This is a genomic window from Streptosporangium sp. NPDC000563, from assembly GCF_040299985.1.
GTDB lineage: Bacteria > Actinomycetota > Actinomycetes > Streptosporangiales > Streptosporangiaceae > Streptosporangium.
In genome coordinates, this window is the sequence record NZ_JBEPDA010000001.1 from 1,600,652 (window position 1) to 1,615,831 (window position 15,180).

Annotated in this window: 17 protein-coding genes; 14 read left to right on the top strand and 3 right to left on the bottom strand. The window is 68.9% G+C overall.

What is annotated here, in order from left to right:
* The first annotated feature begins 54 nt into the window (after positions 1-54).
* From map to truA, 11 genes are all read left to right on the top strand, one after another.
* Positions 55-873: a type I methionyl aminopeptidase gene (gene map, locus ABT352_RS07650; protein ID WP_350943281.1), complete on the top strand. Its 819-nt coding sequence runs from the start codon at positions 55-57 to the stop codon at positions 871-873.
* Positions 874-905: 32 nt separating this feature from the next.
* Entirely contained in the window at positions 906-1,352 is a 447-nt protein-coding gene (locus ABT352_RS07655) for a DUF1707 SHOCT-like domain-containing protein (RefSeq protein ID WP_350943282.1), read from the top strand.
* A 111-nt stretch (positions 1,353-1,463) separates the two neighbouring features.
* A complete protein-coding gene (locus tag ABT352_RS07660; protein WP_350943283.1) occupies positions 1,464-1,943 on the top strand; it encodes a hypothetical protein in 480 nt (159 codons plus the stop codon).
* Between the two features lie 629 nt (positions 1,944-2,572).
* The gene (gene infA, locus ABT352_RS07665) at positions 2,573-2,794 is read left to right on the top strand and encodes a translation initiation factor IF-1 (protein ID WP_012887858.1); all 222 of its coding nucleotides are present in this window, start codon (positions 2,573-2,575) and stop codon (positions 2,792-2,794) included.
* 25 nt (positions 2,795-2,819) lie between these two features.
* A complete protein-coding gene (gene rpmJ, locus ABT352_RS07670) occupies positions 2,820-2,933 on the top strand; it encodes a 50S ribosomal protein L36 (protein ID WP_003956441.1) in 114 nt (37 codons plus the stop codon).
* 210 nt (positions 2,934-3,143) lie between these two features.
* Entirely contained in the window at positions 3,144-3,524 is a 381-nt protein-coding gene (rpsM, locus tag ABT352_RS07675; RefSeq protein WP_306859572.1) for a 30S ribosomal protein S13, read from the top strand.
* 45 nt (positions 3,525-3,569) lie between these two features.
* Positions 3,570-3,974, top strand: a complete 405-nt coding sequence (rpsK, locus tag ABT352_RS07680) for a 30S ribosomal protein S11 (RefSeq protein ID WP_012887860.1) — start codon at positions 3,570-3,572, stop codon at positions 3,972-3,974.
* Between the two features lie 20 nt (positions 3,975-3,994).
* Entirely contained in the window at positions 3,995-4,621 is a 627-nt protein-coding gene (gene rpsD / locus ABT352_RS07685) for a 30S ribosomal protein S4 (RefSeq protein WP_350943285.1), read from the top strand.
* 99 nt (positions 4,622-4,720) lie between these two features.
* Positions 4,721-5,737, top strand: a complete 1,017-nt coding sequence (locus tag ABT352_RS07690) for a DNA-directed RNA polymerase subunit alpha (protein ID WP_089210160.1) — start codon at positions 4,721-4,723, stop codon at positions 5,735-5,737.
* A gap of 152 nt (positions 5,738-5,889) precedes the next feature.
* A complete protein-coding gene (rplQ, locus tag ABT352_RS07695; protein ID WP_350943287.1) occupies positions 5,890-6,456 on the top strand; it encodes a 50S ribosomal protein L17 in 567 nt (188 codons plus the stop codon).
* A gap of 281 nt (positions 6,457-6,737) precedes the next feature.
* The gene (gene truA, locus ABT352_RS07700) at positions 6,738-7,658 is read left to right on the top strand and encodes a tRNA pseudouridine(38-40) synthase TruA (RefSeq protein ID WP_350943289.1); all 921 of its coding nucleotides are present in this window, start codon (positions 6,738-6,740) and stop codon (positions 7,656-7,658) included.
* Here the strand turns inward: truA and ABT352_RS07705 are convergent.
* The 3 genes from ABT352_RS07705 to ABT352_RS07715 form a co-directional block, all read right to left on the bottom strand.
* Positions 7,648-10,206, bottom strand: coding sequence for a hypothetical protein (locus ABT352_RS07705; protein ID WP_350943291.1), 2,559 nt, complete (start codon positions 10,204-10,206; stop codon positions 7,648-7,650). The two genes, truA and ABT352_RS07705, sit on opposite strands and share 11 nt — an antisense overlap.
* 94 nt (positions 10,207-10,300) lie before the next feature.
* Positions 10,301-11,239, bottom strand: a complete 939-nt coding sequence (locus ABT352_RS07710; protein ID WP_350943292.1) for a hypothetical protein — start codon at positions 11,237-11,239, stop codon at positions 10,301-10,303.
* 35 nt (positions 11,240-11,274) lie between these two features.
* Complete coding sequence (locus ABT352_RS07715; protein WP_350943294.1) at positions 11,275-12,024, bottom strand: CAP domain-containing protein; 750 nt, start codon at positions 12,022-12,024, stop codon at positions 11,275-11,277.
* A 564-nt stretch (positions 12,025-12,588) separates the two neighbouring features.
* Between ABT352_RS07715 and rplM the strand changes: the two genes are divergently transcribed.
* The 3 genes from rplM to glmM all read left to right on the top strand — a co-directional run bounded on the left by rplM (position 12,589) and on the right by glmM (position 14,983).
* Positions 12,589-13,032, top strand: coding sequence for a 50S ribosomal protein L13 (gene rplM, locus ABT352_RS07720; RefSeq protein ID WP_344746717.1), 444 nt, complete (start codon positions 12,589-12,591; stop codon positions 13,030-13,032).
* Positions 13,033-13,102: 70 nt separating this feature from the next.
* Positions 13,103-13,624, top strand: coding sequence for a 30S ribosomal protein S9 (rpsI, locus tag ABT352_RS07725; protein WP_350943295.1), 522 nt, complete (start codon positions 13,103-13,105; stop codon positions 13,622-13,624).
* Between the two features lie 3 nt (positions 13,625-13,627).
* Positions 13,628-14,983 carry a phosphoglucosamine mutase gene (glmM, locus tag ABT352_RS07730; protein ID WP_350943296.1) on the top strand — a complete coding sequence of 452 codons (1,356 nt, stop codon included), beginning with the start codon at positions 13,628-13,630 and terminating at the stop codon, positions 14,981-14,983.
* Positions 14,984-15,180: the final 197 nt, after the last annotated feature.

The window sequence follows — 15,180 nt, forward strand, 5'->3', positions numbered from 1 at the left end:
TCGGGGGAATTGGGATCCCGGACCGCCCGTTGAACCACCCCAGGGGGTGCGCAGGTGTTCAAGAAGAACAAGCACGGAATCCAGCTGAAGACGCCCGAGCAGGTGGACAAGATGCGGGCGGCAGGCCTCGTGGTCGGCCGTACCCTGCAGTTGCTCAGGGAGAGCGTCCGACCGGGTATGACACCCCTGGACCTCGACGCGATCGCGGAGAAGGCGATCAGGGACGAGGGGGCGATTCCCTCCTTCAAGGGCTACCAGGGGTTTCCCGCGACGATCTGCGCCTCGGTCAACCACGAGGTCGTCCACGGCATCCCGAGTGACCGCCGTCCGCTGCGGGAGGGCGACATCATCTCGATCGACTGCGGAGCCATCCTGGACGGCTGGCACGGCGACTCGGCCGTCACGGTCCCGGTCGGCGAGGTCGATCCCAAGCTGACCGAGCTGATGAGGGTCACCGAGGAGGCCATGTGGCGCGGGATCGCCGCGCTCACCGTGGGCCGTCACCTGTCCGACATCGGGCACGAGGTGGAGAAGTACATCCGCTCCCAGGGGCGCTACGGCATCCCGCAGGAGTACGGCGGTCACGGCATCGGCACCGAGATGCACATGGACCCGTGGGTGGCCAACCACGGCAAGCCGGGCCGGGGACCGAAGTTCGAGCCCGGCATGTGCTTCGCCGTCGAGCCGATGGTGAACCTCGGGACGGACAGGACCAAGGTGCTCGCCGACGACTGGACCGTGGTCACGATCGACGGGAAGGTCTCCGCGCACTTCGAACACAGCGTCGCCGTGACACATAATGGTCCTTGGGTATTGACCGCCCTTGACGGGGGGAAAGAGCGGCTTGCCGACCTGTTGGGAAACGCGGGCTAGTTTCGGCCCGCCGGCGAGCGGATGGGGTTGAGATGGCGGCTGGTCCGGAGATGCGAGCCTCCGACGGAGACCGTGACAAGGTCGCCTCGGTCCTGAGGGAGCACTACGCGCAGGGCCGTCTGACCACGGAGGAGTTCGACGAGCGCCTTGAGCAGCTCTACACGAGCAAGACGTACGGCGAGCTCGCCGTCCTCACCTCCGACCTTCCCGACGTCGACCTGCGTCGGCTCCCCGAGGTCCCCTCACGCGCCCCTGAGCGCTCCAAGGCGGCCGAGGGGAAGAACAAGCAGGGCAAGGGGATGGCGGAGGCATGGGCCGTCTGGGCGACGGCGAGCGGCGTCAACTGGGTGATCTGGCTCATCATCGGGCTGACCGGAGACTTCCCCTACCCGTGGCCCCTGTGGGTGATGGGCCCGTGGGGTGTGGTGTTGCTGGTGGCCACGATCGCCGGCGGCCAGGGGCGGGACAGGAAGCGGTAATAGTGCACTCTGGGCGTTGAGTGTGCATTCCTCCACAGATGATGGCGTTGAATCTTCCTAACGTGAGCGGTGTCCGAACGACAGGACCCCGGTTCGCAGGAGGAAGATCCAATGAGCAAGATCCGTACAGCCCTGGTCGGAGCGGCGCTGGCAGGTTCGCTGGCCGCGGGTGTGGTCGCCGCCCCGTCCGCGACGGCCGCCACGCAGGCCTCCGCGGGGTCCGCCGTCGCGGCCCAGGAGACCCAGGCGTCGAGCAAGCACTTCTTCGGTCCGTACTACTCGGGCTTCGGCGGTGGCGAGAGCTTCGGCAGGCGCTCGTACTTCAAGGGCTACTGGACCAGCAGCGGCGGCCGCTACTGGTTCTACGGCGACCTGTTCGACCGTGACCGTGATCGTGAGCGCAGCTACGTGTGGTTCAAGTGGCACGACAGGTTCGGCTCGCACACCAAGGTGTTCAGCACCTTCGGCCGCTCCGGCTTCACCAAGTTCGGCGGGTTCAAGAAGAGCAGCGGCTTCGACGACTTCAAGATCAGGGTCTGCGAGGGCCGCGACAAGTTCGACGACTGCGGCCGCTGGGGGGACGCCTTCTGAGGCGTCTTCCGACGCCTTCCGCGGAGGTGGCCCTCGGGGGCCTTCCGCGGGGGCGGTCCTCGGGGGCGCCCGGTGAGGGCGGGGGGCCTTTCAGCGGGACGTGATCGAGGAGCGTCGACCGAGAAGCCTTGATCAAGGAGAACCGGTCGGGGAACGTTGATCGACAGGGTCGGCCGAACGGGCCCCCGGCGCGGCGTCGCCGGGGGCCTTCCCGTGTCGCCCGCACGGTCCGGCCGACGGGATACCGACCGGGCTCACCCGGCTCGGCCGCCGGGACGCCGACCGGGCCAACCCGGCTCGGTCGGCGGATGTCGGGCCGCTCGGCTCGGTCCGGTCGCCGGGATGCTGGCCTGACCTGGTCGGACGTGCCACAATGAGGGCGAGAGTGTTCGCGTGCCGAGTCGTGTCGTCCAGCCCGCTCAGGATCTGCGGTATCCTTCGTAGCAGTTGTGTCAAGGCACCGGCCGTGTGTTTCGCATTTCCTCGCCCGGTGCCGTACACTCCTTTTTCGGTTCACTATGACCATTGCGCATCGGCGGTGTCGCAACCGCCGCTCTCATCGAAGCGCTGGGTCGCGGCTGCTTAGTGTTCCGAAGCCTCAGACGACCGATCAGTGAAACGCGAGGGACATGGCCAAGAAAGACGGCGCCATCGAGATCGAGGGCACTGTGGTTGAGTCGCTCCCGAACGCGATGTTCCGGGTGCAGCTCGATAACGGCCATAAGGTCCTGGCCCACATCAGCGGGCGGATGCGGATGCACTACATCCGAATCCTTCCTGACGACAGGGTTGTCGTCGAACTGAGCCCCTACGACCTCAGTCGTGGGCGGATCGTCTACCGATACAAGTAAGCGCGTCTGAGGGACGAATAGGACTATGAAGGTCAAGCCGAGCGTCAAGAAGATCTGTGACAAGTGCAAGGTGATTCGCCGGCACGGTCGCGTCATGGTGATCTGCGACAACCTGCGCCACAAGCAGCGTCAGGGCTAGTCGCTCCAAAAAAGGCCCCGTGAGAGTCCGCTCCAAGAGGCGGACTCGATTCATGTGGGGCTTTCACGTAATCGCGTCTCACACCTGCGCAGGCGGCTCACGCCGTACCCCGCAGGAGACCCCCGGTCGGAGGCCGGGGCCCTCACCCCGGGCATGGGGAGGGGAAGTGAGGCGCAGGACCTCCGCCATAACGAAGGAGAATGCCCGACCATGGCTCGCCTGGTTGGTGTAGACCTCCCCCGCGACAAGCGGCTGGAGATCGCTCTCACCTACATTTTCGGAATCGGACGCACTCGTGCGCTCGAAACCCTCAAGGCCACCGGCGTCAACGGCGACCTGCGGGTTCACCAGCTGACCGACGAAGAGCTGGTGCCGCTGCGCGACTACATCGAGGCCAACTTCAAGATCGAGGGTGACCTCCGTCGCGAAGTTCAGGCCGACATCCGTCGCAAGATCGAGATTCAGTGCTACCAGGGCATTCGGCACCGCCGTGGCCTTCCCGTGCACGGTCAGCGTACGCAGACCAACGCGCGCACCCGTAAGGGCAAGAAGAAGACCGTGGCCGGCAAGAAGAAGCCCGGTAAGAAGTAGTCCGCGTAGCCGCAGGACCGAAGACCTCAGGAGTGAAGGCAAAGAATGCCTCCTAAGAGCCGCCAGGGTGCACCCAAGAAGGTGCGCCGCAAGGAAAAGAAGAACGTCGCTCACGGGCACGCCCACATCAAGAGCACGTTCAACAACACGATCGTTTCGATCACCGACCCGAGTGGGAACGTGATCTCCTGGGCCAGCGCCGGCCACGTCGGGTTCAAGGGCTCCCGTAAGTCCACCCCGTTCGCGGCGCAGATGGCCGCGGAGAACGCCGCCCGCCGCGCCATGGAGCACGGCATGCGCAAGGTCGACGTCTTCGTCAAGGGCCCCGGCTCCGGCCGTGAGACCGCGATCCGCTCGCTTCAGGCGACCGGACTCGAGGTCGGGTCCATCCAGGACGTCACCCCCGTGCCGCACAACGGCTGCCGCCCGCCCAAGCGCCGCCGCGTCTGACGCCCAGGAGAAGATAGAAAATGGCTCGTTACACGGGTGCGGACTGCAAGCTCTGCCGCAGGGAGAAGACCAAGCTCTTCCTCAAGGGCAAGAAGTGCGAGTCCGCGAAGTGCCCCATCGAGATCCGTCCTTACCCGCCGGGTGAGCACGGCCGCGGCCGTCCCAAGGAGTCTGAGTACCAGCTCCAGCTTCGTGAGAAGCAGAAGACCCGCCGCATTTACGGCGTCCTCGAGAAGCAGTTCCACAACTACTACGAGGAAGCCAACCGCAAGACCGGCAAGACCGGCGAGAACCTCCTCCAGATCCTGGAGAGCCGTCTCGACAACGTGGTCTACCGCGCCGGTTTCGCGGAGTCGCGCGACGCCGCCCGCCAGCAGGTCCGTCACGGGCACATCCTGGTGAACGGCAAGAAGGTCGACATCCCGTCGTACCGGGTGCGCGAGCACGACATCGTCGAGGTCCGCGAGAAGTCGCGCAACCTCCTGCCCTACGAGGTGGCCCGCGCCACCGCCGGTGACAAGACGTACCCGGCGTGGCTCGGCGTCATCCCGGACGCGCTGCGCGTCCTGGTCCACCAGCTCCCGGTCCGTCAGCAGATCGACACCCAGGTCCAGGAGCAGTTGATCGTCGAGCTCTACTCCAAGTAGCGCTCCTGCCGGTGCCGTACGGCGATTCGCCGTACGGCACCTATGCTGTTGTTCGAGCGGCGTCAAATAGCGGGCGCCGCCATGCAAGGGAGATTTCACATGCTGATCGCTCAGCGTCCCTCCCTCCTTGAGGAATCCCTTGAGGAGACCCGGTCCAAGTTCATCATCGAGCCGCTGGAGCCGGGTTTCGGCTACACCATCGGAAACTCGCTGCGCCGCACGCTGCTGTCGTCCATCCCGGGCGCGGCCGTGACGAGCATCCGCATCGAGGGCGTGCTGCACGAGTTCACCACCGTGCCGGGCGTCAAGGAGGATGTCACCGACATCATCCTGAACCTCAAGGACCTGGTCGTCTCCTCCGAGCACGACGAGCCCGTGGTGATGTACCTGCGCAAGCAGGGCCCCGGCGACGTCACCGCCGCCGACATCGCGCCTCCGGCCGGTGTCGAGGTGCACAACCCCGAGCTGCGCATCGCCACCCTGAACGGCAAGGCGAAGCTGGAGATGGAGCTGACCGTCGAGCGCGGTCGCGGCTACGTCTCCGCCGCGCAGAACAAGCAGCCGGGCCAGGAGATCGGTCGCATCCCGATCGACTCCATCTACTCCCCGGTGCTCAAGGTCACCTACAAGGTCGAGGCGACCCGAGTCGAGCAGCGCACCGACTTCGACCGTCTGATCCTGGACGTCGAGACCAAGCCGTGCATGAAGCCCCGCGACGCGGTGGCCTCCGCCGGTAAGACCCTCGTCGAGCTGTTCGGTCTCGCCCGCGAGCTGAACGTCGAGGCCGAGGGCATCGACATCGGCCCGTCGCCGACGGACGCGGCCCTCGCCGCCGACCTCGCGCTGCCGATCGAGGAGCTGAACCTCACGGTCCGCTCCTACAACTGCCTCAAGCGCGAGGGCATCCACACCGTGGGTGAGCTCGTGGCCCGCAGCGAGCAGGACCTTCTCGATATAAGGAATTTCGGCGCCAAGTCCATCGAAGAGGTCAAGCAGAAGCTGCACGAGATGACGCTGGCGCTCAAGGACTCCCCGCCCGGGTTCGACCCGAGCGCGGTGGCCGGCGGCGGCTACGACGACGACGACAGCGCCTACGTCGAGACCGAGCAGTACTGAGTCCAGGGGCGCCTCACGGCGCTCCGCGACACCGGGTGGCCTCCCGTCACCTCGGGTGTCACCGCGTTTCACGATGACGAGGGCCTCGCGGCCCTCGGCCCGACCCCGGTACCTCGTACGGCCGGGGCGGGTTTACTCCCAAGGAGAACGTTATGCCTAGGCCCACCAAGGGTGCCCGTCTCGGCGGCAGCCCGGCCCACGAGCGGCTCATCCTGGCGAACCTCGCCACCCAGCTGTTCCAGCACGGCCGGATCAAGACCACCGAGGCCAAGGCGAAGCGTCTGCGTCCGGTGGCGGAGAAGCTGATCACCAAGGCGAAGAAGGGCGACATGCACAACCGTCGCCAGGTGCTGACGATCGTCAGGGACAAGGGTGTCGTCCACCACCTCTTCACCGAGATCGCCCCGACCTTCGCCGAGCGTCCCGGTGGCTACACCCGGATCACCAAGATCGGCCTCCGCAAGGGCGACGCCGCCCCCATGGCCGTGATCGAGCTGGTGTCCGAGCCGCTGAACAAGGTCACGACCAGCCGGACCCCGGCCGCCGCCAAGGCCGCCGAGCCCAAGGCGGAAGAGGCCAAGGTCGAGGAGACCAAGGCCGAGACCACCGAGGAGACGAAGGCCACCGAGGAGACGAAGGCCTCCGAGGAGACGAAGGCCTCCGAGGAGACGACCGAGGCTCCCGCCGAGGAGACCGAGGCCAAGAAGGACAACGCCTGATCTCTCAGGCCCCGTGAAAGGGCCCGGCACTCCCTCCACAGGGAGCGCCGGGCCCTTTTCCGTCCGTCGCGAGCGCCGCCACCGCGAAGGATCGCGGTGGCGGTGAGCGCCGGGCCTTTTCCGTCCGTCGCGGCGGTGGCGAGGGCGGGGACGGAACGCTCGGTGTTCACGGCTCCGCCGCCCGTTTCGGCTACGGGTCCCGCGCCCTGATCGTCCGATGCCGGACAACCGCCGGCCCGCGGCGAGCCGAAGAGCACGTCAACACTTCCCGAGTCCGCCGGATGGCGGCTCGCCAAGTCTCATGGGGAACCATCGTGGTACGGCTGAGGCTGGATCTCGCCTACGAGGGCACCGACTTCTCCGGCTGGGCCAAGCAGCCCGGACGGCGTACGGTCCAGGGGGAGATCGAGGGGGCACTCGGCAGGATCCTGCGGCTTCCCGAGCCTCCGGCGCTGACCGTGGCCGGGCGGACCGACGCCGGTGTGCACGCCCGAGGTCAGGTGGCCCATGTCGACCTGGATCCCGGCGCGTTCGGCGCGCTGGACGGCCGTGGGCGCCGAAGGGGGGCCGCGGGCGAGGACCCCGAGCCGGGATCCGAGGGGGAGCTCGGCGAGAGGCTCTCTGCCATGCGCAGGAGACTCGCCGGAGTCCTGCCCCCCGATGTCCGTGTCCATCACGTCACGGTGGCTCCTGAGGGCTTCGACGCGCGGTTCTCGGCGCTGTCGAGGCGCTACGCCTACCGGGTGTCCGACGCCCCCGGAGGTGTCGACCCGCTCCGCCGCCGCGAGGTCGTCTGGTACAACAGGCCCCTCGACGTGGACAGGTTGAACGCGGCCGCCGCCGCTCTCCTCGGTGAGCACGACTTCGCCGCGTTCTGCAGGAGACGCGAGGGCGCGACCACGATCCGGGAGCTCAAGCGGCTCGACTGGGTTCGTGAGGGCGACCTCGTCGTGGCGACGGTGATGGCCGACGCGTTCTGCCACTCCATGGTCCGGGCGCTCGTCGGATCGCTGCTGCCCGTCGGTGAGGGCCGGCTCCCGGTCGGCTGGCCGGGAGAGGTGCTGTCGCGGGCCGTACGGGACTCGGGGGTGCACGTCGCGCCCGCGCACGGGCTCTGCCTGGAGGAGGTGCGCTACCCCGCGCCGGGCGAGCTCGCCCGGCGGGCCGCGGAGACCCGCCGGGTGCGGACGATCAGTTCGTGACGCGGCGCTCCACGACCTTCGCGGTCTGGTCGCGGAAGGCGCCGCTCACCTTGCCCAGGGACTTCTCCTTGGCGGTCGGCGTGTGGCCGTCGCTGAAGGTGGCGTAGCTGAACACGATGTAGCGGCCCCACACCATCCCGGCCGCGTAGCCGCCCGCGATGTGCACCCGCTCGCCTCCCGTACCGGCGGCGGAGGGAAGGCCGCGGAACCAGAGGTTGCTGTCCAGATCCTTGGCCTTGTCGGCCGCCACCGCGGACTCGCGGGTGGGCAGCACGGCGATCCCCGTGGTCACGGCGTACTTCCGCTTGCTGTCCACGTACGTCGCCCGTAGCACGCGGCGGCAGTCCTGGCTGCGCAGGGTGCCGCCGAACCTGCCGGACGCGGCCTTCTGACACTGCTCGGTGACGTCGGTCTTGACCCGCTTGAACGTCGTCCCGGCCACGGACACCTTCTGGCCGAAGGCGTCGGCCACGGTCATCGTGCCGGGGTCGGTCTTCTCGGAGTTGAGCATCGTGGTGTTGATCGGCTCCGGCTCGCCGGTGATGTCCAGGTCGTCGGTGGGGTCGAGGGTCCCCGACCTGGGAATCGGATCCGTCGCGTTCGCCGACTGCTTGGCGCTGAACGACTGGTAGGCGAAGAAGGCCCCGGTGCCGATGCCGACCACCACGACCGCGACGACGGCGGCGAGCAGGGTCGTACTCGCCCTGCTGCGGGTCGGCTCGGGGGGAGAGGGCGGTGGTTCGGGGGTGAACTCCGAGAGAGGGGTGAACGCCCCACGCATCGTCGCCGGTCCGCTCTCGGGGAGCGCCGCGGTCCCGTCCGCCGGTGAGGAGGTCACCGGCGGGGGCGGGAGAACGGGGAACGAGGGGGCGATGCCGGTCACGACGGGGATGCCGCCCGGTGGGGTGTGGTCCGACAGGGGGAAGGGCTGCGCGGCCTCGGACGGTGTCCGGTCGCGGGTGTCCTGTCCGAAGGGAGGCGCGGGCACCTGTGAGATCGGTTCCGGTTCCTGGCGTGTGAAGGGCTGGGTCATGGACGCGGTGGTGGGCGCGGCCATGGGGGGCGGAGCCCCCGGGGTGGGGCCGGACGGGGCGGAACCTGATGGGGCGGGACCGGACGGAGTGAGACCGGACGGGGCGGAACCTGACGGGGCGGGAGGGCTCTCGTCTCGTGGACCGGCGGCCGGTGAGGGCACGGAGGCCTGATGGGTGGCCTGTCCGGGAGAGGGCTGCGCGAGGGCCTGCTGGGCAGGCTCCTGGCGGGGCGGACTCTGCTGAGGGTTCTGCCGAGTCGGAGGGTTCTGCCGAGTCGGGGGGAGAGGGCCGGAGGCGAGGAGGTCTCCCTCCTCGGGGTGTCCGGGCGCGCCGGCCACGGCGGCGCGGACGTCGGCCGTGGTGTCGTCGCTCTCGTCCGGCTCCTGCGGGGGAGTGGCGTCCGGCGGCCAGACGGCGATGTCGCCGGGCTCTCCCGGGCGAGCGGTGCTCTCCTCGGGGTCGGTCCACACCGGCTCGCCGGTCGCGGCGGGCCAGGGGTTCTCCTGACCTGAGGAGGGCCAGACCTGCATGCCCGCGGCCGCCGCCGTGAAGGCGGGCGGCGGCTGCCAGGGGGGTGCCCCCGGCACGATGGGCGCGGTGGACAGCGGCTGGTCGGCCCGTGGCGAGGAAACCCCGTGCTCGTGGCGCTCGCCCTCGTGCGTCCCACCGGGCCGCGGTGAGACGTTCGGGTTCTCCGGGGTGGGCCAGGCGGGAGGTGAGGGTTCCGGCGGGGTGGGGGAGTTGATCCACGCCGGAGGGGCCGGTTCCGGCCGGGAGAACTCGGACCAGGTGGGGCCCGAGGAGCCGGGGGAGGACTCCGGCCGGGGACCCGAGGAACCCGCGGGATACTCGGGCCGCGGACCCGAGGGATCGCGGGAGAACTCGGGTCGCGGACCCGAGTCCTGGGAGAACTCGGGCCGGGGGGCCTGCGAGGGGCCGGAGGGAGATCCCGGCGGTCCGGAGGGATCGCGGGGAAGGGATTCCGATGCCTGTGGGTGCGACCCGGGCGGCGGGCCCGAGGGGTCGCGGGGGAACTCCGGCCGGGGGTCCTGCGAGGGACCCCGGAGGAACCCGGGCGGCGGGCCGGAGGGGAAGCCGGGTGGGCCGGGGAGATCCGGTCGGGGGTCCCGCGAGGGGCCGGGCGGGAACTCGGGCCTGGTGGAACCCGCGGAGTCGGAGGAGAACTCGGGCCGCGTGGGGCCGGAGGGTTCCGGGTAAGAGAGCGGTCCCGGCTGGGGCGCGGGGTGCGCGGGGCCGGGCCAGGGGGCGGGCGGATCGTCCTCCGGCTGGGCGTACCAGTCGTAGGGGGCGCCGTCGCCGGGGACCGTCCACGGCTGAGCCGCGCCCGGGGCCGTCTCCGGCCACCCGGAAGGGCCGGGGGGTTGCTCGTCGTCTGTGAGATCGGTCCGCAGCACGTGGGGCGAGGGCTGGCCGAAACTCGGCGGCGGCGTCGCCGGTGTCGCCGAACCCTCGGCTTCACGTTGGTGCTCGGACCCGGATTCCTGCCCACGCATACGACGCAGCCTAGCGACAGCCGGAGATCGTCATGCGAGTATGGCCGTATCGTCTGTCGGATTCATGCCTCGAAGTGGGGATATGACCCCATGGTCAGGGGCGTTTTCCGGTCAGTGTCCGTGACTCCAGGGCAGGGGTGACGGTCGCGTCCGCCGCGCCGAAGGCCGCCTGGTTCAGCTTCTTGACCTCGGTTTTCTTTGGCATGTGGCCGTCTTTGTACTGGAACCAGACCATCACCACGTAGTGCCCGTGGCGCCATTCGCCGACGAATGCCTCGCCGGTGCCGAGAAGTTTGGTGACCTTATCCTTACCTGGCAGCGGTTTGATGTATTCCTCGCGCTCCTTGCCGGTGCTCGCCGAGACGACCTTGGACGCTCCCGCCGACGTCTTGAGGTTGGCGACCCCCACGGTGCCGATGATCTTCCCCGAGGCGTCGCGGAAGCTGGCGCGCAGGAGCTGGTTGCACCGCGCCGAGGTGAGGGCCTTCTGGAGCTTCTCCCCGACCACGGCCTTGTCGCACTTCTTGTCGGTCCTGCGGGTGGTCATCAGGTAGGTCTGCCCGCCGATCCGTATCTTCTTGTTCTTGAACACCTCGTTCAGGGTGAGAGGGTGCGGGTCGGTGGCGCGGGAGGAGGTGAAGCCGAACTTGCCCTTCGCGGTGTTCGCGGGCGGGATGAGGGGGGCCGCGGCGGTGGGCTCCGTCGCGCCGGGCACCGGGTCGGGGTCGGAGTTGGCCAGCACGGCGAGGCCGATGCCCGCGGCGACCAGCGCCGCGAACGCCCCGGCCGCGATGTAGATCGGGCGGCGTGAGCGGGGCCCCTCGTCGTACGGGCTCCACATCTCCTTGCGAGGCCGCTCGTTGGGCGCCTCGATGGGCCGTCCCTGCGGCCGGGGGGCCTGTGGGGCCTGGGAGGGGGAGTCGGGGGGGCGGTTGTTCTGCGAGGCGTCGAACCAGTGCTGGCCCTGTGCGGGCGGCGACGCGTCAGGCCGGTTGTAAGGCTGGCGGCGCGGCGGCTCCACGGGAAAACCCATGCGCCGAGCGTAGCCCGGTATCGGGGCCGCTTGGCTCAGGAGTATCCGAAGTCCTGGGTCCACCAGGGGCCGTCGGACCCTCGCACGGCTCCGACGCCGGTGGCCCTGAGCTCGCAGTTGAGGATGTTGCGCCGGTGGCCGCTCGTCCCCATCCAGCTGCGCACCGCGTCGTCTGGGGAGGTGTAGCCGCGCCCGATGTTCTCCGCGCCGCCGTCGCGGTAGCCGGTCGCCTCCATCCGCTCCCAGGGGGAGGTGCCGTCGGCGGAGTTGTGGGAGAGGCGGCCCGTGGCCGCCATTCCGGCCGAGTGCCTCCTGGCCGAGACGGTGAGTCTCCTGTCGATCCGCAGCGGTACGCATCCGGCCCGCCTGCGCTCGATGTTGACGAGCCGGACGACCTCACGCTCCATCGCGCCGAGGGCGGAGGTGGCGCCGCCGTCGTCGCCGTTGAGGAGGAGGCGGGAGGGGCCGTCCTCGCCGGAACCGCCGGAGTCGCCGAGTGACGTGCCGGGGGTCGGGGTGGGGCGCGGGCGCCGGTCCTCGGGGGCGGGGGTGGAGCGGGCGACCCGGGAGAGCGGGGCGCGCTCGACCTGGCCGGCGAGTGCGCCGCTGGGTGTGGGGCGTACGGGCCCGGTGTCGTTCAGGTAGATCTGGTCGGCGGCCTTCTCGTCGCGGCTGCCCCGGCCGATGATGAAGCCGACGAGCAGAACCGCGAGCAGGCACACGAACACCCCCATGCGGCGCAGGCGCGCTCGCTGGGTATGCCCGGGGTGAGGAAGCTGCCACATACCGCTATCAAAGATAGAGATGTTTGCGGTGAGGAAGAAGGGAATGCTGAGAACATGTTGGAACCGTTCTGTGAAGGTTCCGGCGCTATCGTCCTTGACTCGTCGTTCGGCGCCCCCTCTCGGGGAACGTCGCGCCGCCCGGTTTCAGGCCCGCTCCCGGAGGGGTTCCGACGCGGTGACCGGCCCCTTTCCGTGGTCGTCCGGGTCTCGGCGCCCCGCTCGCGGCGACCTTGGATATTCGGCATATAGCGCCGTATATCGGGATAAATCATCATCTCGGCGCCCGGTGTGTGCCGGTTTCCCGGCACCGGCCGGTGGCGGGTAGACTGCCGGGGGAACCGCCGGAGAGTCATGCCGTTTTGCATGCGCTCCTCCGCGCCGGTATCCTGCTAGTTCGTTGTGTGCGAATTGGTCTCCTTTAGCAGACCGATACGCGGCGCGTCCGGCGTCATCTCCTCTTTATCTGGAGACGGAAGGTCCGGGCTGTCGTGTGCCCGCACCTACCGACCATGTTGCTGTCCTCTCCGACAGCGCCGAAGACGCGACCAAAGAAGGCATACGACCGTGCGCACGTACACACCCAAGCCTGCCGAAGTCGAGCGTCAGTGGCACATCATCGACGCCACCGACATCGTGCTTGGCCGGCTGGCCAGCCACGTCGCGATCCTGCTTCGCGGTAAGCACAAGCCGACCTTCGCCAACCACGTCGACACCGGTGACTTCGTCATCGTCATCAACGCCGACAAGGTCGCGCTGACCGGTAACAAGCTTGAGCAGAAGAAGGCCTACCGCCACTCGGGCTACCCGGGCGGTCTGCGCTCCATGACCTACGGCGAGCTCATGGACAAGCGTCCCGACCGCGCCGTCGAGAAGGCCGTGAAGGGCATGCTTCCCAAGAACGCCCTCGGCCGGAAGATGATCAAGAAGCTCAAGGTCTACGCCGGTTCCGAGCACCCGCACCAGGCGCAGCAGCCGGTGTCTTTCGAGCTCACCCAGATCGCCCAGTAGTCACTAGCTGCTTGTCGCCAGCAGCGTTGGCCGACGGCCGACGCCGAGTAGGAAAGTTAAGAGGAGAACCGTGGCTGAGCCCACCGGTGTCGAGACGCCCGTCGAGGGCGCTCAGGAAGCGTACTCCGCGGAGGAGTTCCCCTCCGAGTACACCTCCGAGTCCACTGCCAGCGGCGACGCCGCCGTCCGCAAGCCCATCACCACCGGCAACTCGTACGGCACCGGCCGTCGCAAGGAGTCCGTGGCCCGCGTGCGCATCGTTCCGGGCACCGGCAAGTGGACGATCAACGGCCGTACGCTTGAGAACTACTTCCCGAACAAGGTCCACCAGCAGATCGTGAACGAGCCCTTCGTGGTGCTCGGCGCCGAGGACCAGTTCGACGTCATCGCCCGCATCAACGGTGGTGGCGTCACCGGCCAGGCCGGTGCCCTGCGCATGGGTCTCTCCCGCGCGCTCACCGCCCTGGACGTCGAGGTCAACCGCCCGCCGCTGAAGAAGGCCGGCTTCCTGACCCGTGACGCCCGCGCCACCGAGCGCAAGAAGTACGGCCTCAAGAAGGCCCGTAAGGCTCCGCAGTACAGCAAGCGTTAAGCGTTGGGGCGCCTCTTCGGCACCGACGGGGTACGTGGGGTCGCCGGACGCGACCTCACGGCCGAGCTCGCCATGGACCTGTCCGTGGCCGCGGCTCATGTCCTCGGCGATGCCGGGGCGTTCAACGCCAGCGTCGGGCGGCGAGGCCGTCCCGTCGCCGTCGTGGGCCGGGACCCCCGGGCTTCAGGAGAATTCCTGGAGGCCGCGGTGGTCGCCGGCCTCGCGTCGTCTGGTGTGGACGTTCTCCGGCTCGGCGTGCTGCCCACCCCGGCGGTCGCTTATCTGACGACGGCTCTCAGAGCCGACATGGGCGTGATGATCTCCGCCTCCCACAATCCCGCGCCCGACAACGGGATCAAGTTCCTCACCCGGGGCGGCTACAAGCTGCCCGACACGGTGGAGAACGAGATCGAGCAGCGGCTCGGCGAGAAGTGGGAGCGTCCTGTCGGTGCCTCGGTCGGCCGCGTACGCGAGGCGTACGGTGAGGCCGACCGCTACGTGTCCCACGTGCTGTCCACCGTGGAGGGCCGTCTCGACGGCCTGAACGTGGTCCTCGACTGCGCCCACGGCGCCGCCCACATGGTGGCTCCCGAGGCGTTGCTGCGGGCCGGGGCCACCGTGGAGACGATCGGGGCGCGCCCCGACGGTCTCAACATCAACGCGGGGGTCGGCTCCACCCACCTGGATCGGCTCCAGCAGATCGTGGTCTCCCGGAACGCGGACGTGGGCATCGCCTACGACGGTGACGCGGACCGCTGCCTCGCCGTCTCGCACACCGGTGAGATCGTCGACGGCGACCAGATCATGGCCGTCCTCGCCATGGCGATGCACGCCGAGGGCAAACTGGTCGGTGACACCGTGGTGGCCACGGTGATGTCCAACCTGGGCTTCAAGATCGCGCTCAAGAACGCCGGTGTCGACGTCGTCGAGACCGCCGTGGGCGACCGCTACGTCCTGGAGGCGATGCGGGCCGGGGGCTACAACCTCGGCGGCGAGCAGTCCGGCCACGTCCTGATGCTCGACCACGCCACCACCGGGGACGGTCTGCTCACCTCGCTGCACCTGCTCGCGGTCATGGCGCGGGAGAAGAAGCCGCTCGCCGAGCTGGCCTCGGTGATGACCCGCCTGCCGCAGGTCCTGGTCAACGTGAAGGACGTCGACCGGTCCAAGGCATCGGCTCCCGAGCTGGCCGCCGCGGTCAGCGCCGCGGAGTCGGAGCTGGGCGAGAGCGGGCGCGTGCTGATCCGGCCCAGCGGCACCGAGCCGATGATCCGCGTCATGGTCGAGGCCGCCTCGGCGGAACAGGCGGAGCAGCTGGCCGGGCGCCTCGCCGAGGTCGTCCGTACGGCCTGCGTCTGAGGGGCCCGGTGATCGTCCGGGAGCGCCCCCTCTAGAGACGAATATCGAAAGCGCGGCCCGCACTCCGGTGCGGGCCGCGCTTTTTGTCATGCCTTGTCTGGCTTATCCGGCCGTGTGTGGTTCTGCCCATCGCCACGCCGGACTTCGCATTGATTGACACTCTAGGTGGTTGATCAGACACTTTCAGTGGTTGGGTC